Genomic DNA, 21,004 nt, shown 5'->3' with positions numbered 1-21,004 from the left:
GGCTTGGTCCTAAATTATGGTTTGCCTGTTCTGGCACCTCCGCCACCTGTTGCGCCTGTGAAAAATTAAAAATTAAGTAATGAAAGGGTGATTGACAATTTGAGTTTGTCAATCACCTTTTTTCTATCGCTTCAAACTCAGTATTTGACCTGCATGATTTTTGGTATCAATCTCTGTAATTACTTTACTGATAAACCCACTTTTAGTAATAACAAAGGTCGTGCGGGTGGTACTGAACGCTTTAACACCGTTCCTCTCCTTTTCCGTCCACACTCCATATTTTTTGTGAATAGATTTATCTGTGTCGGCAATTAGAGAAAAAGGTAAAGCGTGCTTCTCTATAAAGCCCCTGTGCGAAGCTTCATCGTCTGTGCTGACTCCCAAAATTGTATAGCCTTGTTTCTTCAGCTCCGAAATATTATCCCGTAAACTACAAGCCTGAGCGGTGCAGCCTGAACTATTGTCTTTTGGATAAAAATACAGTACAACTTTCTTACCCTTAAACTGCTTTAATGAAACTGTTTTACCATTCTGATCTTTGGAAATAAAACCAGGCGCTTTATCGCCAGCTTTTAGGGTAGTTTGGGCACTGGTTACACCAGCCAAACCAATTAAGAATAACAGGAAAATAGAAATAAAAGGTTTCATATCTTAGAATTTAAATAGTTTATAATTAACATTAATGCAATAACACTCTAATAAAGCTCAACAATCATTTCAATCTCTACCGCAATATTATTTGGCAAAGCATTCACACCAACAGCTGAACGTGCGTGTCTTCCGTTTTCACCCCAGATCTTTACCATCATATCTGAAAAAGCATTCATAACCTGTGGCTGCTGGGTAAAACCAGGAGTACAGTTCACAAGCCCCAACACTTTTATAACTCTTTTAATTTTACTCAAATCGCCAATTTCGGCTTTCAGACTAGAAAGTAATGCGATACCAGTTAGTCGTGCAGCCTCCTGGCCCTGCTCCAGGGTAAGATTACCTCCCACAGTACCAAAGATCTGGCCGCCACCTGGTTTATCAGGCCCGTGCCCTGAAGTATATACCATGTTACCGACTCTGACAGTCTTAACAATACTCGCTGTAGATCGAGGGACCGGAGACAATTGGATATTAAGTTCCTTTAATTTTGCTTCAACATCAACTCTTGCGCCTGTTTGGCCTTGGCCCGAGGGCATCGATTTACAAGAAATAAAAGCCAATGGGAGTAGTAATAACAGGGTATATTTCTTCATTTTTTTAAATGTTTGTGTTTGATAAAGTTAATACGTTTGTGCAGAAATGCAAGGGGACAAGTGTAACTAAATGGCGCGTTAGTCTTTTTTCCAGCAGATCTGCGCGTCAGATAATAGCCCGTAAACTTTTTCAAAATCATAGCCGACTTATGAAATGCTTTTATGAAATTTATATTTCCATAAAAAGTTCATCAATCATGACGTATACCAGAATAGAATTCCTGCAAAACTCCGCCATTTTAGTGGCAGCATCGATGACGAGTTCATCATTTATCCTGCTAAAGGATAAACCGCTATTAGCATTCTCTACGATTGCCTGTCCGGACTGGACCCTAAAACAAGCAATAGATTTTGCTGCGCTGCATAACTATAAGGGATTGGAGATTCGGGGAATAAAACGACAGATGAACCTTCCGGATGCTGTCGAATTCAACAGTCCTGAAAACATGGAATCTACATTGGCAACGATGAAGGAAAAAGGCTTGAAATTTGTCAATCTTGGTGCTTCAGCAGCTTTTCATATGCCAGATGGACCAGTTCGCGATAAACACATGAAAGAAGCAAAGGCTTTTATCGATTTAGCGCAGCAGATTAACTGCCCTTTTGTGCGGGTGTTCCCAAATGAATTTCCTAAAGATCAGGACAGGAATAAAACTATAGAATATGTCGCCAACGGCTTACGAACACTCGGGGATTATGCAAAACCGCGTAACGTAACCGTGCTGATGGAAACCCATGGCGATTTTTCTCACTCAGATGATGTTCTAAAGACGATGAAGGCGGCTGACCATCCCAATGTTGCTTTAGTTTGGGATATCTCAAACATGTGGACAGTAACCAAAGAAGGTCCGGCGGTAGTTTATAAAAAACTGAAAAAATACATCCGGCATACCCATATCAAGGACGCGAAATTATTGCCGGGGGATAAACTTCAATACGTATTCGTAGGCAAAGGAGATGTTCCTATATTCGAAGCGATAGATATCTTAGCAAAGAATGGTTATAAAGGTTATTATAGCTTTGAATGGGAAAAATTATGGCATCCTGAAATCGCCGAGCCGGAATTAGCTCTTGCTGATTATGAGAGAGCGATGAAAAAGCACTTTAAATATTAAGGTTGTTTTAGTTGTTTGCCACGCTGCGCTCGCAACGACAGAGGTTGTTAGTTGTTAGTTGTTAGTTGTTAGTTGTTAGTGACAACAACATTCCTAAACTAAAGCTTTAACATTTTACTAATTTATCCCATTAGTTGTATAAACACTTCAGTTATTAGATGTCTGAACCGCAAGATCGAATTGCAGAGCGAAGAAAATGTGGGATCTACATTTTACTTCAGCCTGGATATTCATAACCGTGAATGACGCCGCACTTAAAAACAATTACTAACCTACTTTACTATGTTGAAAATCATTTTAAGCCTTTACCTTTCATTCTTCTTATTAATGGGCTATCAGGTAGATGATAAGCTTAACGGACCTGGTACCAATATCCAAAAACATACTACCGTCGATTCTCTTCGCAATGCATCAAGCTGGCCCTCCGAAATTAATGTCTCGCACTTTGCGGGTTCCGAACAGACTCCCAGCCCGGCCTGCCTCGCCGTGCATGCTGACGGTGCTGTATTCGTGGGTGTAGACAAAATTGGTTCGCTAGGTAAAACCCCCGGTAAAGGCAGTATTGTCAAACTTATTGACAGCAACAATGACGGCAAAGTCGACAGCCATATTCAATTTGCTGCGGTAGATAATCCTCGTGGAATTATTGCTCTGGGCGACCAGGTATTTGTGCTTTATACCACGTTTTCGGAAGAAACAAAACTTGCAACAGGAATGGATCTGGCTGTATTCGATGACACAGACAGGAATGGCATCGCTGACGGGCCTGCAAAACCGCTGATCCAGAATATCAGTTCGCCTAAATTTCTTCAAAGCCGGGGAACCGATCATGCCACTAACGGCATCAGGATGGGTATCGACGGGTGGATCTATATCGCTGTCGGGGATTTTGGTTTCCACAATGCGGTTGACCGTTCAGGGAAAAAATTAACCATGCTTGGCGGCGGGATCCTAAGGGTAAGACCAGATGGAACGGAAATGGAGGTTTACACACACGGATTACGGAACATTTATGATGTAGCGATTGATCCTTATATGAACATCTTCACCCGGGATAACACCAATGATGGTGGCGGATGGAATATTCGTTTCAGCCATCAGATCCAGTCGGGTGAATATGGCTACCCGCTTTTGTTCAAACATTTTACCGAAGAAATTATTCCGGCACTTGTTGATCTTGGGGGTGGTTCAGGAACCGGCTCTTTATTTATGGATGACGCAAACTGGCCTGATAAATATAACAAGGTGCCAATGATGGCAGATTGGGGAACGAGTATGTTGTCCATTCACCGGGTGACACCTGATGGGGCGAGTTTCCTGCAGAAAAATGAAAATTTTATCAAATTGGCGCAAATCACCGATCTGGATGTTGATGGTTCAGGGCGGCTTTATTTATCTGCCTGGGATGGTGCAGGATATTCAGGAAGCCCTGATAAGGGATTCATTGTAAGAGCTATTCCAAAAGGCTGGAAATACAAGGCGTTCCCTGACCTTAAAAAAACTTCAGTCAAAGGTTTAACTGAATTATTAAAATCGCCTGGCGCAGTTACCCGCTTAAACGCCCAGCAGGAATTACTTAGAAGGCCGCTGAAAGAAGCTGCCAGCTCCGCCTGGAGCATTGCATCTAACAAGAATTTGCCACTGGATGTCCGAGTGGCTGGAATCTTCACCTATGCTCAAGCCGCAGGCGAGAGTTCGGTCGGCAATCTGGTCGGTTTAACCGCAGAAGAAAAAGTAAAAGAATTTGCTCTTCGTGCCCTGGCCGACCGAAAAGGAAATTTAAAAAATGTACCGGCTGCGCCTTTTTTGCAAGCAATAAACGACAAGTCTGAACGGGTTCAGGCAATAGCTATCATAGCGCTCGGCCGTCTGGGACGGGCAGAAGCAATTCCTGCGTTGCTCAATGTAACTGTTCCACCTACATTCAGAGCACCGGTTAAAGAATTGGAAGGCCCTCACGCTACGCCAAATTCTTCTATAATAAAGGCTCATCTTGCTGTTCGCTCGCTGATAAGTCTCAACGCACTTGATGCTGCTGTAAAGGCAATCGGTTCAAAGAATTCCACATTGGGTCTATGGACTTTGCGCTACATGCATCAGCCAAAAGCAATAGAAGGCCTGATTGCAGCTTATCAAAAATCGAGTGACAGGGAATTGAAAAAAGAGATCCTGAACACACTTTCGCGTTTGTATAAAAAAGAAACTCCTTACGAAAGCGAATATTGGTGGAGTACACGCCCGGATGGGCACGGCCCATATTATAACACCATTGAATGGGAATCCTCTCCTCTGATCAGACAAACGCTCGTGGCCGAATGGAATAAAGCTAGTGCTTCGGATAAGCTATTTTTTACTCATTTGAACGATAAACACCAAATGGGAATCAGCGAGTTCGGAAGCCAGGAGACAATAGCGTCGAGTGAAGACAAGGTAGATCTGGAGGCTATTAAAATGAAGAAAGGCCAAATTGGAAACTCGTCAATTGAAGATGTGATGCTTGCCATCGCTCAGGTAAAAGGGAATCCGGATATGGGGAAAGCAATTTTTATTCGACAAGGTTGTCTCGCATGCCACAGCACAAGTAAATCAGAACCTCTGAAAGGGCCATTTATGGGTCAAATTGGATCGATCATGAACGCAGAACAGATTGCAGAATCGATTTTAAAGCCAAATGCGTCAATATCCCAGGGATTTGCAACAGTTCTTATCACGACTAAAGCGCAAAAGAGCTTTGTGGGCTTCGTGACAGCCGAATCTGCAGAAAAAATTACATTAAGGGATATCGGCGGGGGCGTTCGCACAATCCAGACAGCGGACATAGCCAGCCGAAAAGAAATGGAGAATTCAATGATGCCTGAAGGCCTGGCTAATGCCCTTTCTTTTGAAGAATTCGCTTCTCTGGTTACTTATTTATCACAACAAAAATAATAGGTTGTACATCAGGGAATAGGAACACCCTAAAACGTCAAACGGTGATCAGCCTTGTTAGGTGATCACCGTTTGACAAATTATTATGAGATATCTTGTCAGATCTGAGCTTTTACTGCCGGAACTTTTGCCGATCCAATATTAGCCAGATTAGCATCTTCTGCAATTCCTTTCAGGTGTTCCGATTTTTCAACACCTTCACCATTGATGAATAAAAGAGTGTTTCCTTTAATATCATTGATTATATCGCTGAACAATGCCATTGGTAGTGCCGGACATCCCTGGCTTCTTCCCAAGCGACCAGTTGCATTAATAACATCCTGGCTCACGTAATCAGCGCCGTGCACTACAATTGCTCTTTCTCTCGCATTGTTGTTTAAGCCAGCATCCAAACCGTCCAGTCTAAGGGAACGACCATGTTTGCCAGTGTAAACCTCTGCAGTAGTATAAAAACCAACGCTACTTTGGTTAGAAGATGGAGTATTAGAAAATGTTTCCGCCATCTTTTCTCCGCTACCACGGCCATGTGCAACCAGGGTGTTAAAAAGGATCTTATGAGCGCTAAGGTCAATTACCCATAACCTTTTTGCTGTACTCGGCATAGAAAGGTCAACAACTGAAAGAATTGCCTTAGTTTCCGGTATAAGATTCAGACCCTTAAGATTCTGATAACCAGTCAGGCCTTTAACAAAAACTGAATAATCTAAACCTGCTGCTCCTAAACCTGATAAATTATAAATAGACAAAGCATATTCATTGAAAACCTCTTGCGAAGATTTCGCTTTATTATCAGCATCTGAACTGCTTATTTTATTGGAATTAACATCATTTGATGACGTAGTATTTCTAAAGCTTAAAGTAACAACAGTAAGCAATAAGATTCCTAATATGGTGCTTAATTTCAATCCTTTTCTCATATGTTTTCTAATTAAGTGTGTTCGTTTTTAATTACTATTATATAACGCATTTGGGAACCATTTAGTTGTGGATAAATTGAGAGATTACAATAGGAAGACAATGGGGAAAATAGCTTCTAAACGCTCATTCGCTGGATTCTGACCGCATTTAAGATCGCTAGCAAGGCAACCCCCACGTCTGCTATAACCGCTTCCCAAAGTGTAGCCACTCCGCCCGCTCCGAGAGCTAGAACAATCACTTTAACGATCATAGCCAGGGCGATATTTTGCCATACTACATTCCTTGTAATTTTACCTATCTGAATAGCGGAAACAATTTTGGAAGGCTGGTCATTCTGTATTACAATATCCGCAGTTTCTATTGTTGCATCGCTGCCTAAACCGCCCATCGCTATTCCGGCATCAGCCAAAGCAACTACCGGTGCATCGTTTACGCCATCTCCTACAAAGGCTAAATGAAGACCGGAGTTTTTCAGCTCCTCTACTTTTCTAACCTTGTCCTCAGGCAAGAGATCACCGTATGCCGAATCGATTCCGAGTTTGCCTGCAACGCTATCCACAACACTCTGCTTATCGCCCGACAACATCACCGTTTTGATGTTCATCTTGTGAAGATCATTGATTGTCGCCGCTGCATCTTCCTTGATCTCGTCAGCGATAGTAATGTATCCGGCGTAAGCTTTATCAATTGCAATAACAACGATTGTATCTAACACTTTCTCGATCTCTGCCGGGTAGTCAACAGAAAATTTCTTTAACAGCTTTAAATTTCCTGCAAGGACTTCTTTCCCGTCCACAACCCCCTTTAAACCATGCCCAGCGATCTCTTCAACCTTTTCAGCTTTTGTTTTAATGTCGCCACCTGCATATTCTACAATGGCTTTTGCAACGGGATGAGTTGAATTATTTTCTATAGCGGAAGCTAGCCTAACCAGCTCTTTTTTGTCAATATCCCCGGCAACAACTTCCTGGACTTTGAACACACCCTTTGTGAGCGTTCCGGTCTTATCCATCACAACCACATTGACTTTGGTCATAACATCAAGAAAATTACCGCCTTTAAATAATATTCCGTGCCTGGATGCAAGCCCTATTCCTCCGAAATATCCCAAAGGAATGGAAACAACCAGAGCACAAGGACAGCTTATAACCAGGAATACCAGCGATCTGTAGAACCACTCGTTAAAATCATAATCGGTGACAAAGAAGTACGGCAAGAAGCAAACTGCGAGGGCGAGGAAAAATACGATTGGTGTATACACCTTGGCAAACTTTGATATAAAAAGCTGCGTTTGGGATTTACGGGCCGTAGCATCCTGCACCATTGAAAGGATCTTGCTGAGCTTACTATCACTGAACAAAGCTGTCACTTTAACTTCGGCTACAGTGTTAAGGTTGATCATTCCAGCAAGTATTGACTCGCCTGCATATTTAGTATCAGGTTTGCTTTCGCCAGTTAAAGCTGCAGTATTAAATGAAGCGTTTTCAGAAAGAAGCTGGCCGTCGAGCGCGACTTTTTCACCCGGCTTGATCAGAATATGTTCTTCTAAATCTACGGTCGCTGGATCAACCCTGGATTCGCTGCCATGCCTGATTACAGTGACCTCATCAGGCCGGATATCGAGTAAAGCTTTGATGTTGCGTTTTGCGCGGTTAACAGCAGCATCCTGAAACCACTCCCCGATCGAATAAAATACCATCACAGCCACTCCTTCACTATACTCGCCGATCAGGAATGCGCCGATTGTTGCGACGCTCATCAGGAAAAACTCATTGAAAATGTCAAAACGCCTGAGCTTTCTAAACGCAAGATCAAGTATTCCCCATCCCGCGAGAAGATAGGCCACGCCATATATTATAAGATTTATAGTGTCCGGAAATTCTGTATCAAATCCGTATTCCAGAACGAGCATAACAGCCAGGATCACGAGCGCTGCAAGAAGTCCCAAATGAGATTTCCAGCCGGGTTCTCCATGGTCGTGGTCAGAATGTTCGACAGATTCCCTTGGCTGATGTTCTACTTTATCATCTTCGTCATGGCTGCAGCATTCGGCATGTTTTGTATTCGCTTTCATCGTTCTACAAAGTAAGCTTATATCAACATGCAATGGAATTGCAAACTTACATGGAACATTTTTGACACAGACCTTTCACGAGCAAACTCATTTCATCCTGCTTGAAGCCGTCAGGAAGTGTTATAGACGGGATAAGAGTTTTAGGCAGGCAGTATGTTTCATTGCATTGGTTGCAATGAAAGTGCGTGTGAAGATCGTGATGTGGAGATTCGTCGCAATCCTCCTTACACAAAGCATATCTTGGAGATCCGGTTCCATCGTCTATGGAATGAACCAGGCAGCGTTCCTCGAAGGTTTTCAATGTTCGGTATACCGTTATGCGATCGACTGGTGCGAGTGCCCTTTCGACTTCGGTCAAGCTAACGGCCGACAGCTGTTTGCTAAGGTAATCCAGAACTAAATTGCGCATGGCAGTGGGCTTAATGCCCTTAGTCTCCAAACGTTGTTCTATTCCCGGGTTCATAATCTTATCTTAAGTCCTCCGTTAATCACAAATCCATCTAAAGGTGCATATATATCCCGAAAGACGGGATTGGAAATGCTGCCGGAATTTATACTTTCAAAACGTGTCTGACGAGTATCTGTAAAGTTCTCAAAATTGATGTATAGGGAAAAACGTTCCCACAGTTTTTCCGCCATAAATCCAAAGATCCAGTAAGGCTTACCGCTGCTTCCATCGTTTAGCGTTTGTTTGCTGTAATAATAAGCTTCCGCTCCAAGCTTCCACTTCTCTTCAACCTCATACATCAGGACATTATTCAGACGATGTTTGGCAGTTAATGGATTTTCTCTTAAAACCTTACCGGTATGGATTTTCGCATCCGTTAGGCTATACCCGATAAAAAGCTTGAAATCATTGTAGGTTAGCTTCACATTGGTTTCCATTCCTTTGGTATCTATATGCCCGGGCGAATTTGTAAACTGAAATTGACCTGCCGTATTCTTTTCCATTGCCAGTGGATTATTCAAAAAAGTGTAAAAGAAAAGGTGATTAATGCTGAACGTCATCTCCTCTGTTGGTGATGTCCGATAGTTAATATCCCAGTTTACACCATAGCTCCTTTCCAGTCTATTAAACTGAGAGGAAATAGGAAGCACATTTTGATACTGAATACGTTCACTTTCTTCAGTGAAAATAGTTGGGTTTTTGTATCCCAGTCCACCACCAATGCGGGATGTCAGCTTATTATTCAACTTAATCAATGCGGAAGCACGGGGAAGTAGAGAAAAGCCATAATCCAGTACATAATCACCTCGTAACCCCGATTCCAGTTCCAGCCATTCAGTAACGTGAATATTATTCTGAATAAACCCTCCAAAGGTAGTTTGCATATAATCCCGCAAAGGAACAGCCGTCTTTTTCTCTTCCCTGAATTGATCTGTCCAAAGATTAACTCCCGCTACCCACTCTGCTTTTTCATTCCCGGTAAAGAAACTAGCTTCTGAGAATGTCCCGTACTGTACTCCCTCGAAGAAGTATCCGGGGATAGCAATTTTCCTGTTGAAATAACTTACACTGTTCTTAAAGTTAAGTTCAGAATTTCCACCTAAACGGTGTTTAAACGATAGCTGGCTGGATAAACGGTCAGTATTATTGTTTTCAAAAAAGCTGTGGGTTGCGTCGCCATTGCCTTTTATGTAATGAAGATCACCGCCAGTACGATCCTCAAAGCTGGTGTTAACGCCAACATTCAATGAGGTTCTGCCATTGAAATACAGAAACAATTTAGGATTCAGGGTATACCTGGTAAATTTAGGAATGGCGGTAAAATCTATAGAACCCGGTGCGTAAGCAGAATTACTGTTCCTTGCAGCAAATACCGTCACCCCAACTTTCTCAAACTTTTCGCCATAGAAGGCATTCAGGTCTAACCCACCGGCTGATGTTCCGTTAAAATGAAAGTTTAACTCCTTTTCGTCGCCCGGTGTTTTGCTGATCAGGTTAACCAGTCCTGCAATAGCCCCGCCACCGTACAATGTAGAAGCTGATCCTTTAATCACCTCCACCTGTTTCAGGTCTAAAGGCGGGGTCTGCAATAATCCAAGTCCGCTGGCAGCTCCGGAAAACAAGGGAAATCCGTCTTTAAGTATTTGTGTATACCGGCCGTCCAATCCCTGGATCCGGATCGATGCATTTGCACTCGTCGCTGAAGTTTGCTGAGTCTGGATACCTGTGCTCTCATTCAGGACCATGCGGATATCTCCAGGCTTCATATTGCCCTTCTCATCAAGCTCTTCTCCGGCTATTACTTCAATACGTGTCGGAATATTGTCTATGGTTCTACTGCTCCGGGTGGATGAAACCATGATCTCCTCCAGTTCTTCCTCTTCGGCTGGTTCAAGCGTAAAAATTACCGGTGCGGAAACTTTTAGAGGCAAAAACATCGAATCCTGCCTGGTTACATAGCCGACATAGCGTATTTCCAGAACGAGTTTTCCGTCCGGGATGTTTGTGAAAGTTACCTGTCCTGTTTCCTTGGTTGAGGCAGATTTTCGCAGACTGGCAATGTTAACAGTCGCACCTATTAATGGCTCTCCTGTCTTAGAATCTTTTATTAATGTAGTGAAGCTGTTTTGGCAAAAGGCATTGTAAGATAATGCCATGGCCAAAAGCATTATAAGAAGCTTTTTCATCTTCTGCTCCCCTCACATAAGCAATTATCCGGAGATATTTTAAAAGGCCTCGAAATCACGATGACAGATAAAGAATAGTGGAAAGCTTCACGCTACAAAGCTATAAAATATATTCTAGCTGAAAAATTTCCAGCGGTGTTCAAAACATCTCTCTTATCATCCATTTTTTTTAAATTAGTCTGATATGGATCAAATCAGAAAAGAAGATATCAAACAGGAAGTGTTTGACCTTTACGATGAATACGCCCACAGCCGCATCGACCGGCGTTCTTTCATGCAGCAATTATCTGTTTACGCCGTTGGTGGCCTGACCTTAACGTCGCTGATGAGTTTCCTGATGCCAAATTACCAGGATAATGTGCAGGTAAAGCCAAATGATCGGCGCCTGAAATCAGCATATATTAATTATTCCTCTCCAAAAGGGGGCGGCTCAATTAAAGGGCTACTGTCGCAACCTAAGGGAGCTAAGAAGAAACTTGGTGGAATTATTGTCGTTCATGAAAACAGGGGCCTAAACCCATATATCGAAGATGTGTCGAGAAGAGCAGCTGTAGCTGGATTTATTGCCCTCGCACCGGATGCCTTAACGCCGCTAGGCGGTTATCCGGGTAACGACGACGAAGGACGTACCATGCAAAGTAAACGCAATGGCGCTGAAATGCTCGAAGATTTTATAGCCGCATATGACTACCTGAAAAATCACAAGGACTGCCATGGAAAAGTGGGTGTTGTAGGCTTTTGCTTTGGCGGTGGAATCTGTAACTCAATGGCTGTGCGGATCCCAACGTTATCTGCGTCGGTACCCTATTATGGCGGTCAGGCACCGATAGCCGATGTGCCTAAAATAAAAGCACCTTTACAGCTGCATTACGCATCATTGGATACACGTGTAAATGCTGGCTGGCCGGCATACGAAGAGGCGCTGAAAGCCAATGGCAAAGAATATGAAGTTTTTATTTATGAGAACGCAAACCACGGGTTTCATAACGATACTACGCCCCGGTACGATAAAGCAGCAGCTGAACTTGCATGGAAACGGACGATCGACTTTTTTAGTAAGAAGTTGAAGTAGAAAAACTTTCGAAGTTTCTTTCTATATGCACAGTAAACTTCGAAAGTTAAACTACGATAGTTAAAAAAACGCCTCCTAATGGGGGGCGTTTTTCTGTTTATAGTATTCACGATTCTTAACGTCCCGCGTTAGCTGGTGCAGGAGTTGGGCCAACTGGTTGTCCAATCCCGTCCAGATCATAAACTACAATGCCAGATCTGATGGTCATCTCAGTTTGCAGCCTTTGCTTTCCGGCAATTTTACCGCCCCTTACCGGCCAGCCGTAATTACCTTCAGTCACTTTAAATATAGCAATGTCAGCAACAGATCCCTGAGAAAGATTGCCTAACTCCTGGCGTTTGATCGCTTTAGCTGGCTGCCATGTACTCGCAGCGATAACATCTTTAAGCGGCATTCCGGTTGCCATGAATAAGCCCATAATGTTCTCCATGGATTTCATCGGGCCATTCATACTGCCTGTGTGAAGATCGGTACTGATTGTAGTGGGAAAAAATCCGGCTTTTATGGCAGGAACTCCCTGATTATACAGGTAACTGGCACCACCAAAGCCGATATCGAAGACAATTCCTCTATCCCGGGCTTTGTATACGAAGGGTTTTACTTTCCCGCTCATGTCAACAATAGATTCTCTTCCATCAGGGCTGGGTGTACCGTTTCCGCCAAATGCGTGGGTGTAAATATCGCCAGGGCGGAATTTCACATTAAATAACGAATCAAGTGGCAAATAAGGATCCGCAGAACCAAAATCGACCATGATCGGAATATTTGCAAGTCTACCTGCTTCAAGCGCACGGTCAGTAGGTACCCAGGTGCGGCCAGAATAGTGAGCCAGCTTAACGCCGACTATATCCTTCGGATATTTCTTAGCCATCTCAGCAGTTTTTACCGGGTCCATTTCGTCTATATTATTCTCACCCTGGCCATCCATGCCTGTTCCAACAATGTTCAGCATAGCAAGAACACGGGTTTGTGAAACGTCAATAGTTTGTTTTTTATAAAGCTCAAAGTCTCGCCAGCCTGTACAACCTGCATCTACAACAGTAGTAACACCGGTACGGAAAGTAAAGCCATCAGCCGGCAGAGCCGTTGCGGCGTTCTTTAAATAGCTTCCATCATGTCCCCAGAAGAAGTGAACATGGATATCTATCAATCCTGGAGTTACATACAAGCCTTTTGCATTGATGACCCTGTCGGCCTGATCTGCAGGAATATTCTTAGCTACACGCGCAACTTTACCTTCAATGCCGGCGACTGCCTCCCGTGCTGGTACTGCCGGCCGCGCCTGATTATTTCCTTCTGCTGCTCGTGCTGGTATTGCCACGCGAGCAGCCTGTGCACGGGTCCCGGAAGTAACCGCCACGTCCATCACCTCATTAATGTTATTTTTTGGATCGATGACGTGACCACCCTTAATAATATACGCATAAGGTTTGCCTGATGGCGCTCCAGGCTGCTGTGCCCGGGAGGTTAGTCCGAGCATAATAAGGGCCGATAATAGTAAAAGTTGTTGTTTCATTGTTTGGTTTTGTTTGAGTATCTGAATATAGAAATAAACTTAGGCAGGAACAAACTTCTTAGACAGGCGACCCTAATTTATATGAGCATAAGAACCCTATATACAAGTAAATCAACAAGATATCAGGATATATGCACAAGTGTAACAATACCATTATGACGTATTGTTTTTTTATGCAGCCACCTGTTCACCGGGTGTCTTTCTCTTTAATAACAAAGCACTAACGAGCGGTACGACCAGCGCAACTGGTAATATTTCTATATAGGTAAACAACACTACCATAACCGGGTTTTTATACATTTCCTTCATAGAAGCCACCTCTGCAGTTTTACTGCTTATCTCGGCCGCCGATGCTCCGCTGTTCTTCACTTCCTGCAATAGATGTGCACTGAATTTGTCCATAAAGTCGGGCACAAACACATAATAATCGATCAGCCAGGTAATGACATAGATAGTGGAGGCTACAAGGGAGATGGCGATACCAACCTGAAAAGCTTTACCAAACGTTATGACACCTCCATTTTCCGTATCCCTGTAATTCTTTACGCCGACATACACCAGCGAAAAAGCCAACAACATTGCGGCGTAGCCTAACAGCATACTGCCCTCGTACTTATTAGTGCTGTAACAATAGGCAATAGATGCTACAGTAAAGGCTCCGATCAAAAGCCCTGCAATGGATCCAAATACTAATACAATTCTTCTCATGATTTCAATTTTAATGTGCTCAAAAGTGAATAGTTATATTTTTCCGGCCCTCATACTTTAGTCTGATTTTACAAATCATACTGATTTTAGTACTAAAGTATTATGGAATAAGGCCCAGTCGTTTGGCTTTCTCAACCGCCTGAGTGCGGCGCTGCACCTCGAGTTTAAAAAACACATTCGACGAATGGGTTTTGATAGTGCTTAAAGATACAAACAGACGTGCGGCGATCTCCTGGTTACTCAGGCCGCCGGCCATCAATTCCAGCACTTCCAGCTCACGTGCACTTATACCGGTTTCGCTGAGCGCCCTCTCATTTAAGATAAATTCAGGCCCGATAACAGGCGATTCTTTTTCTATCGTAACAACTTTTATTTTCGGTTTGCTGAGTTTCTGGGCAAGCCAGATCCCCAAAACTGTAAAAACCGCGGCTATCATTCCCGCATAGATCTCAAAGGCATGACTAATAATGAGAAAACGCCACTCCAGCCATTTCATAAAAAACATGGCCGCTGCCAGCGACGCACCATAAATAAAAACAGATCTGTGTTTTGAAAGATAATTCACAAGGTGTTGTATGGAGATGAGTAGCTAAAAATAGAAAAAAGAATGTAATTCAATTGATGGAATTGAGTAGAAAGTGGAGAAGCCTTTACTATAACATCTGCTATGCTGGCCTCGGGCCAGCACCTCTAAACTAGCAGGCCTTGGGTACGTTTCTCAAGCCAACCCACTGAATCCCCGTTCACCGTTATTCCGCATTCGGATGGTGCGGTAACTGCAGGCAAAGCCGAAGCACTAACGTACGAAGCAGCAGACGCAGCGGTGGGGTTTACTCAGTTTTTGTTATTGTTTTTATCGGCGTTCGTGGTCTCCCTGCGGTCGGCATGGTTCTTTTGACCAAACAAAAGAACTAGGCCCTTCCGCGCCTATGAGCGGAACACAAAACACAAAGCGCTTTAGTCACACATTGCAATTCCCATAATTAAACCCGATCTTAGAAACTCCTAACCTTTCAAAAATGACCTTCAAAACCATCTTCATCATCCTGATTTCTGTGCTGGTAACAGTGATATTGATGAACAACACAGACGAAATGGAGTTCTGGATCTTTGGCGATGCCCGGATTCCTAAATTGGTAATCCTGGGTTCCATGTTCGGATTAGGCCTTATTGTCGGCTTTGTATTAGGCAGGCCCAAAAAGAAGGTCATTGAAGACGTACCTGAAAGTGAGGATGTCAAAAAAATTCCTTTGGAAGTCAGTAAAGCAAATTTGAGCGACGAAGACCGGGAATACCTCCGGGAATAACAAAACCCCACCTTCTGCTGCGTTCCGGAGCTTTTAACGGCCTGTTTCACGTATCAATTGGATTCTTTGGGAGCTAAAGTGTATTCTATATAGTACACTTTTTACGCCAAATACTAAGAAAAATAGCCAGTATCCTTTCAAATACGCCTCAGAGATATAATTCTCGGCTATTTCCCCCTGCAAAAATGGCTTGGTTCATAAATTGTATATGTATCATCATTGAAAATAACCAATTATGAAAAGGGCGTATACTAGATTGAACAGATCATCGAATTTTAAAATGAGACTATTTTGGGTTTTCTCATTTCTGATATTATTATCAGTTTTTATTAATTCATGCAATCCGGCAAGCTTATAATTTTAAGCTTAAAAGGTCAGGCTTTGAAACGGGGAAATTCCCGCATCTAATTTCAAAGCCTGCAGAAGCATGCATATACTTTAAAAGGCGCCTGATTTTCTGGCGTCTCTTAAAAATTCCTCCCACAATACTCTTCCCGGGCTAAATAATTCACACGCCGTAAAATCTGCGGCTTCGAACTCAAAAAAAATAGGTGATTTTGGCACATTAAATTTCTGCACGAATTCGTCTTTTCTGCAAGATTTGTGTAAATTACCGCATCCTTAACACTTTAACCTCTTTTTCATGAAAAAAAATTCTACTCTCCTTTTACCCATCTTGCTATTCATCACCTTCGCAGCAAATGCCCAGGTTAGGGATATAAGCGGTAAAGTCACCGTAGCAGAAGATGGATCGACCCTTCCGGGGGTAAGCGTCAGGCTGAAAGGCACAAATACCGGTGCAACTACTGATGCAAATGGTATGTTTCGCATTCAGGTGCCGGGCAGTGGTTCTGTCCTGGTTTTTTCCTTTATAGGCTTTTCGCCTAAGGAAGTAACTGTAGGCGGACAATCTGTGATAAATGTTACATTATCAGCTGACAGCAAAGCGCTGGATGAAGTTATTGTTACTACTCAGTTGGGCATTGCACGGCAAGCGAAATCATTGGGCTATGCTGCACAAGGTGTCAATTCAGAAGAATTGAATACAAACCGACAGACTAACCTATTAAACGCACTTCAGGGTAAGGTTGCCGGAGCTACAATATCGAGTGTAGGTGGCGGGCCTGGTCAGGGTGCGAATATCCGTATCAGGGGTATCAATTCCATCGATGCATCGAGCTCGAACGACCCCCTTTATGTTATTGATGGTGTCCAGGTTGATAACTCAACTTCCACTCAGGGTGTAGGTTCAGGCACAAACGTTCGTTCGGTAGGTAACCGTATCTCGGATATCAACCCTGATGAAATTGCGTCTGTTAACATATTAAAAGGCGGGGCTGCTACCGCATTGTATGGCTTACGTGGTGCTAATGGAGTAGTTGTTATAACTACTAAAAAAGGAACCGGTACAGGAATACGGACAAATTTCACCAGCACGTATGGCTTTGAGAATATAAATAAAACTCCTGCTGTTCAAACTGAATACACCGCCGGGATTCTTGGGGCTTATGTTCCAATTGGCCTTGGCCCAGCATGGGGTCCTACCATCGCTGAAGCAAAGGTGATCGATCCGACCCATCCTGATAAGTTGTTCGAGAACTATAAAAATGCATTTGACACCGGGTCGCAGATTAGAAATACACTTTCATTTACCGGTGGCTCAGAAAATGTTAAATTCTTTTCTTCTCTGTCTCAATTCGCACACGACGGAATGCTTCCGTTTACAGATTACAAAAACCTTGGCGCACGTCTTAATACAGATATTACGATCAGTCCAAAGATTAAAGCTGGTGTAAATATGAGTTATACTAATTCTGGTGGCTACCGCTTTGATGCGGATCGTTTTGGAGAGAGTTTAACTTATTATTCAGGCCGATGGGATGTACGCGATTATATAACACCTGAAGGTATACAGAGATATCGCGGAACTAACAATCCTATATATGGTGCCGCTACTAACAGGCTTAAGGATAACGTGAACCGTTACATTGCAGGTACAAACTTTAGCTATGCTCCAACCGAATGGTTAAACTTAAATTACAGGCTTGGGGTAGATACATACACGGACAACAGGTTTAGGACGGCACCCGGCAGAAGAGGCTTACCAGGCGAACAATGCAGACGGCTTTGTGGGAGACTATAACTCCTCTTATCGGGCTATAAACTCAACTTTCCTGGCGAATGCTACAAAAAAACTTACCTCTGATATTACAGGAACTCTGCGTTTAGGCTACGAGCTATATGATAGAAGTCTTAAGGAAGCTGGTATTTTAGGCAGCCAGCTGAGTATTTTTAATGATTTTAGAATTGTAAATGCAAAAACACTCGCCGTATCTCAAGGCAAAACAGAATATCGTTCGAACGGATTTTTTGGCGAGGCCAATTTTGATTATAAAGATTTCCTTTTCTTATCCATTACTGGAAGACAAGACATAACGTCTACTCTTTCACCTGAGAACCGTTCATTCTTCTACCCTTCAGCAAGTTTGAGTTATGTATTTTCCGATAACATTAATCTTCCTGAATTTATTGGTCAAAGTAAGCTAAGATTATCTTATGCCAAAATAGGTAAAGATGCAGCTCCTTATTCAACATCAACAGGATTTTCAAATTATACCGGCTTACCTACAGGTTCTACAGGCCTGACTGTTTCCCAGAATCTCGGAGACATCAACTTGAAGCCTGAATTTACCGATACGTATGAAGCAGGCCTTGAGATGGCATTTTTAAAAAATCGCTTAAGCTTTGATGTCACATATTACAGCTCTTTGAGTAAAGATCAGATAACCAGAGCTCAGATTACGTCAGCGACCGGATATGCGACTGCATCAATTAATGCAGGAAGTATCAGAAATCGTGGTATCGAATTGGTATTAGGCGGTACACCAATACAAACTACAAACTTTACCTGGGATGCATCGCTAAACTTCTCCGCTAACAAGAACAAAGTCATAAGCTTGAAAGAAGGTTTGAGTGAAATTGTATACGGAGCAGCTACAGGGGGTTATATTAATTCTCCGGTTACCTTTAAACTTATCCCCGGTCAGCCTTACGGTAACATCTATGGTTCTTACTATCTGAGATATTACGGAACAGATAAGGAAGATCCTGTTTACACCGATAAAAATCGTCCCTTGCTGATTGGAGCAAATGGTTTCCCTATATCTTCACTGACAAAGCAAAAACTATTGGGTAATTCACAGCCTGATTGGATTGGTGGTCTGTCAAATAACTTCAGTTATAAAAAGCTTACTTTATCAACTATAGTTGACGCGCGCTGGGGATTTGAAAAATTCAACAGGCTTGAAAACTTCAACTCGGCTTTTGGTATTGCCGACTACACTACAGACCGTCGATCATTTAAAGTTTTTGACGGAAAATTAGCGGATGGAACTACAAATACAAAACAAGTTTGGCTAGGCCAGGCTTTAGGCCCGGATGGAGTTAACTATGGGGAAGGTTATTATAGATTATATCACAGATCGCTTTCTGAACCTTTCGTTCAGGATGCATCATGGGTTCGTTTACGTTCTGCCACGCTTCAGTACAATCTTCCAACAAGCTGGTTGCCGGCAAAAGCTATCAGGAATGCCTCACTTTCTGTAACAGGAAATAATTTATGGCTTCACACCGATTATTATGGACTGGATCCGGAATCTTTATCTGCTGATAGTGGAAGTAACGTAGATGGTTCTGCTGGTTTCACATACCCGGCAGCACGAACTTTCCTATTCACTCTAAATGTTGGATTTTAAATATAACGATAATGCAAAAAATATATAAATACACATTGATACTAGCAATGGCCGCTACTTTGGTTTTCCCAAGTTGCGGAAAGGAATATTTTGACGAACTCAGCGCAAATCCCAATCAGGTTAATGATCCTACTCTCCCTGCCTTACTTGCAACAGCTACCAGCAAGGCAGGTTTGCGCACATTCGATGCGGGGAGTGTGATCAACCCATATGTTCAATACACGGCAAACCCAACCGCCGGTGCTGCGAGTGATATCTATGAAACCATTGATTTCACAGGGACGTGGGACGCCATGTATTTTGCAATGTCGGATATAAACGAGATGAAAAAGCTTGCAACTAAAAATAATTCAACCGAATACCTTGGAGTTGCAAATTTACTTTTCGCCTATCATTTAATTATAGTTAATAATTTCTGGGGAGCCGCGCCGTTTTCACAAGCGTTTAATCCTTCGAATTTTACACCTAAATATGATACGGATCAGGAGATTTATGCTGCCTCGATGAAACTGGTAGACGATGCGATCACTGAATTGTCAAAAACCACAGCTACGGATAAACTAGTTGCAGCGAGTGACCTTATTCATGGGGGCGACCGTGCAAAATGGCTTAGGACTGCCTACGCTATCAAGGCACGGCTATTGATAAAAGCCAGCAAGACACCTGCATTCAATGCCGCAGCGGTATTAACAGCTTTGGGCAATTCCTATACTTCCAATACTGACGACGCTGGAATGGCTACTTTTACATTGCGTAACAGTTGGGCTCAGGTTTCAAGGAATAATGCTGCTCTGTCATTAGGAGGATGGCTATCGGAGCAATTCATTGATCACCTTAACGGTACCACCTATGGTATTTTTGATCCCCGGCTTCCGAAAATTACCGATGTTACCGTTGTTCCGAATAATCCTGCTTACCCTAAGTATATTGGGACCGTGAATGGAGCAGGTAACCGACTGAACCCGCCTCACAACAATACAGTTAAGGATGAAAATTACATTTCGTTTAATTCTCCCTGGACAAATGACACCGCGCCAATTTGGATCGTAACTTTCGCTGAGCTTAAATTCATTGAGGCAGAGGCTGCCTTTGCGACCGACAAGCCAAGAGCCTATCAGGCTTATATAGATGGTATCAAGGCTAATATGCTTAAATACGGATTAACAACAACAGAGTCTGAACCGTATGTAACTAGTGTGTCGGTTGGAGCAGCAAATCTTACACTGGCTCTAATATTCAAGGAGAAATACATAGCAACTTACCTTAATCCTGAAGCATGGAACGATGCCAGAAGACATAACTATGGTTATAAAGATTTCGGTCTGCCTTTAAATGCTGTATTGCCGACTTTCATAAGAAGACTGGATTATCCAATCGGTGAAAGAAGTAAAAATGGAACTAACGTGCCTGCAGGATCGCTGCGTACCGCCAGGTTATGGTGGGATTTATAATTAACCCATAATAAAATTACAAGCCTCTCGACATCTCGGGGGGCTTTTTTATGATCCAGATTCTTATATTCGGTTTTTAAACCCAATAGCCTAAACTATCCTAATGATAAAAAATGCCTCACGCCTGGTTTTAATCTGTCTCCATTTATTCACTTGTCAATTATACGCCCAAAGCTTTACCGTGGAATCGGTACTGGCCTACCCCTTCCCTTCCGAGCTTACCAGCAGCTCCTCCGGATCTAAGATTGCCTGGGCATTGAACGAGCAAGGGAAAAGAAACAT

Annotated in this window: 16 protein-coding genes; 7 read left to right on the top strand and 9 right to left on the bottom strand. The window is 42.9% G+C overall.

Going from position 1 to position 21,004, the window contains the following annotated elements:
* Nucleotides 1-123 precede the first annotated feature (123 nt).
* Entirely contained in the window at nucleotides 124-648 is a 525-nt protein-coding gene (bcp, locus tag WKF69_RS07660; RefSeq protein WP_340380950.1) for a thioredoxin-dependent thiol peroxidase, read from the bottom strand.
* A 47-nt stretch (nucleotides 649-695) separates the two neighbouring features.
* Nucleotides 696-1,244: a RidA family protein gene (locus WKF69_RS07655; RefSeq protein ID WP_340380948.1), complete on the bottom strand. Its 549-nt coding sequence runs from the start codon at nucleotides 1,242-1,244 to the stop codon at nucleotides 696-698.
* 197 nt (nucleotides 1,245-1,441) lie between these two features.
* On the opposite strand from WKF69_RS07655, the gene WKF69_RS07650 reads away from it, so the two are divergent.
* The gene (locus WKF69_RS07650; protein WP_340380947.1) at nucleotides 1,442-2,359 is read left to right on the top strand and encodes a sugar phosphate isomerase/epimerase family protein; all 918 of its coding nucleotides are present in this window, start codon (nucleotides 1,442-1,444) and stop codon (nucleotides 2,357-2,359) included.
* A 282-nt stretch (nucleotides 2,360-2,641) separates the two neighbouring features.
* A complete protein-coding gene (locus WKF69_RS07645) occupies nucleotides 2,642-5,287 on the top strand; it encodes a hypothetical protein (RefSeq protein ID WP_340380946.1) in 2,646 nt (881 codons plus the stop codon).
* A gap of 98 nt (nucleotides 5,288-5,385) precedes the next feature.
* Here WKF69_RS07645 and WKF69_RS07640 read toward each other — a convergent pair whose 3' ends face one another.
* The 4 genes from WKF69_RS07640 to WKF69_RS07625 all read right to left on the bottom strand — a co-directional run bounded on the left by WKF69_RS07640 (nucleotide 5,386) and on the right by WKF69_RS07625 (nucleotide 10,913).
* The gene (locus WKF69_RS07640; RefSeq protein WP_340380945.1) at nucleotides 5,386-6,204 is read right to left on the bottom strand and encodes a murein L,D-transpeptidase catalytic domain family protein; all 819 of its coding nucleotides are present in this window, start codon (nucleotides 6,202-6,204) and stop codon (nucleotides 5,386-5,388) included.
* Nucleotides 6,205-6,320: 116 nt separating this feature from the next.
* Nucleotides 6,321-8,279: a heavy metal translocating P-type ATPase gene (locus WKF69_RS07635; protein WP_340380943.1), complete on the bottom strand. Its 1,959-nt coding sequence runs from the start codon at nucleotides 8,277-8,279 to the stop codon at nucleotides 6,321-6,323.
* A gap of 46 nt (nucleotides 8,280-8,325) precedes the next feature.
* The gene (locus WKF69_RS07630; RefSeq protein ID WP_340380941.1) at nucleotides 8,326-8,742 is read right to left on the bottom strand and encodes a transcriptional repressor; all 417 of its coding nucleotides are present in this window, start codon (nucleotides 8,740-8,742) and stop codon (nucleotides 8,326-8,328) included.
* Complete coding sequence (locus tag WKF69_RS07625; RefSeq protein ID WP_340380939.1) at nucleotides 8,739-10,913, bottom strand: TonB-dependent receptor plug domain-containing protein; 2,175 nt, start codon at nucleotides 10,911-10,913, stop codon at nucleotides 8,739-8,741. Before WKF69_RS07625 ends, WKF69_RS07630 begins: the two co-directional genes overlap by 4 nt.
* A gap of 184 nt (nucleotides 10,914-11,097) precedes the next feature.
* Between WKF69_RS07625 and WKF69_RS07620 the strand changes: the two genes are divergently transcribed.
* On the top strand, nucleotides 11,098-11,985 hold the full coding sequence (locus WKF69_RS07620; RefSeq protein WP_340380937.1) for a dienelactone hydrolase family protein: 888 nt from the start codon (nucleotides 11,098-11,100) through the stop codon (nucleotides 11,983-11,985).
* A 115-nt stretch (nucleotides 11,986-12,100) separates the two neighbouring features.
* Here WKF69_RS07620 and WKF69_RS07615 read toward each other — a convergent pair whose 3' ends face one another.
* From WKF69_RS07615 to WKF69_RS07605, 3 genes are all read right to left on the bottom strand, one after another.
* Nucleotides 12,101-13,501 (bottom strand): amidohydrolase/deacetylase family metallohydrolase, encoded by a 1,401-nt coding sequence (locus WKF69_RS07615; RefSeq protein ID WP_340380935.1) that lies wholly within the window; start codon nucleotides 13,499-13,501, stop codon nucleotides 12,101-12,103.
* Nucleotides 13,502-13,672: 171 nt separating this feature from the next.
* Entirely contained in the window at nucleotides 13,673-14,209 is a 537-nt protein-coding gene (locus WKF69_RS07610; RefSeq protein ID WP_340380933.1) for a DUF4199 domain-containing protein, read from the bottom strand.
* A gap of 100 nt (nucleotides 14,210-14,309) precedes the next feature.
* Nucleotides 14,310-14,774, bottom strand: coding sequence for a LuxR C-terminal-related transcriptional regulator (locus WKF69_RS07605; protein WP_340380931.1), 465 nt, complete (start codon nucleotides 14,772-14,774; stop codon nucleotides 14,310-14,312).
* Nucleotides 14,775-15,228: 454 nt separating this feature from the next.
* Between WKF69_RS07605 and WKF69_RS07600 the strand changes: the two genes are divergently transcribed.
* The 4 genes from WKF69_RS07600 to WKF69_RS07585 all read left to right on the top strand — a co-directional run bounded on the left by WKF69_RS07600 (nucleotide 15,229) and on the right by WKF69_RS07585 (nucleotide 20,722).
* Nucleotides 15,229-15,516: a hypothetical protein gene (locus WKF69_RS07600; RefSeq protein ID WP_340380929.1), complete on the top strand. Its 288-nt coding sequence runs from the start codon at nucleotides 15,229-15,231 to the stop codon at nucleotides 15,514-15,516.
* Nucleotides 15,517-16,159: 643 nt separating this feature from the next.
* Nucleotides 16,160-17,659 carry a carboxypeptidase-like regulatory domain-containing protein gene (locus tag WKF69_RS07595; protein ID WP_340380927.1) on the top strand — a complete coding sequence of 500 codons (1,500 nt, stop codon included), beginning with the start codon at nucleotides 16,160-16,162 and terminating at the stop codon, nucleotides 17,657-17,659.
* The gene (locus WKF69_RS07590; protein ID WP_340380925.1) at nucleotides 17,646-19,271 is read left to right on the top strand and encodes a TonB-dependent receptor; all 1,626 of its coding nucleotides are present in this window, start codon (nucleotides 17,646-17,648) and stop codon (nucleotides 19,269-19,271) included. The genes WKF69_RS07595 and WKF69_RS07590 overlap by 14 nt, the downstream gene beginning before the upstream one ends.
* An 11-nt stretch (nucleotides 19,272-19,282) precedes the next feature.
* Nucleotides 19,283-20,722 carry a SusD/RagB family nutrient-binding outer membrane lipoprotein gene (locus WKF69_RS07585; protein WP_340380923.1) on the top strand — a complete coding sequence of 480 codons (1,440 nt, stop codon included), beginning with the start codon at nucleotides 19,283-19,285 and terminating at the stop codon, nucleotides 20,720-20,722.
* Nucleotides 20,723-21,004: the final 282 nt, after the last annotated feature.

The sequence above is a fragment of the Daejeonella sp. genome, from assembly GCF_037719425.1.
In the GTDB taxonomy this organism is placed as follows: domain Bacteria; phylum Bacteroidota; class Bacteroidia; order Sphingobacteriales; family Sphingobacteriaceae; genus Daejeonella.
Note: the sequence above shows the minus strand (reverse complement) of the source record. Positions and strands in the feature narration are given on the sequence as shown.

Coding starts and splice junctions, on each gene's coding strand:
- bcp (WP_340380950.1), bottom strand. CDS start 648: ATGAAACCTTTTATTTCTATTTTCCTGTTATTCTTAATTGGTTTGGCT.
- WKF69_RS07655 (WP_340380948.1), bottom strand. CDS start 1,244: ATGAAGAAATATACCCTGTTATTACTACTCCCATTGGCTTTTATTTCT.
- WKF69_RS07650 (WP_340380947.1), top strand. CDS start 1,442: ATGACGTATACCAGAATAGAATTCCTGCAAAACTCCGCCATTTTAGTG.
- WKF69_RS07645 (WP_340380946.1), top strand. CDS start 2,642: ATGTTGAAAATCATTTTAAGCCTTTACCTTTCATTCTTCTTATTAATG.
- WKF69_RS07640 (WP_340380945.1), bottom strand. CDS start 6,204: ATGAGAAAAGGATTGAAATTAAGCACCATATTAGGAATCTTATTGCTT.
- WKF69_RS07635 (WP_340380943.1), bottom strand. CDS start 8,279: ATGAAAGCGAATACAAAACATGCCGAATGCTGCAGCCATGACGAAGAT.
- WKF69_RS07630 (WP_340380941.1), bottom strand. CDS start 8,742: ATGAACCCGGGAATAGAACAACGTTTGGAGACTAAGGGCATTAAGCCC.
- WKF69_RS07625 (WP_340380939.1), bottom strand. CDS start 10,913: ATGAAAAAGCTTCTTATAATGCTTTTGGCCATGGCATTATCTTACAAT.
- WKF69_RS07620 (WP_340380937.1), top strand. CDS start 11,098: ATGGATCAAATCAGAAAAGAAGATATCAAACAGGAAGTGTTTGACCTT.
- WKF69_RS07615 (WP_340380935.1), bottom strand. CDS start 13,501: ATGAAACAACAACTTTTACTATTATCGGCCCTTATTATGCTCGGACTA.
- WKF69_RS07610 (WP_340380933.1), bottom strand. CDS start 14,209: ATGAGAAGAATTGTATTAGTATTTGGATCCATTGCAGGGCTTTTGATC.
- WKF69_RS07600 (WP_340380929.1), top strand. CDS start 15,229: ATGACCTTCAAAACCATCTTCATCATCCTGATTTCTGTGCTGGTAACA.
- WKF69_RS07595 (WP_340380927.1), top strand. CDS start 16,160: ATGAAAAAAAATTCTACTCTCCTTTTACCCATCTTGCTATTCATCACC.
- WKF69_RS07585 (WP_340380923.1), top strand. CDS start 19,283: ATGCAAAAAATATATAAATACACATTGATACTAGCAATGGCCGCTACT.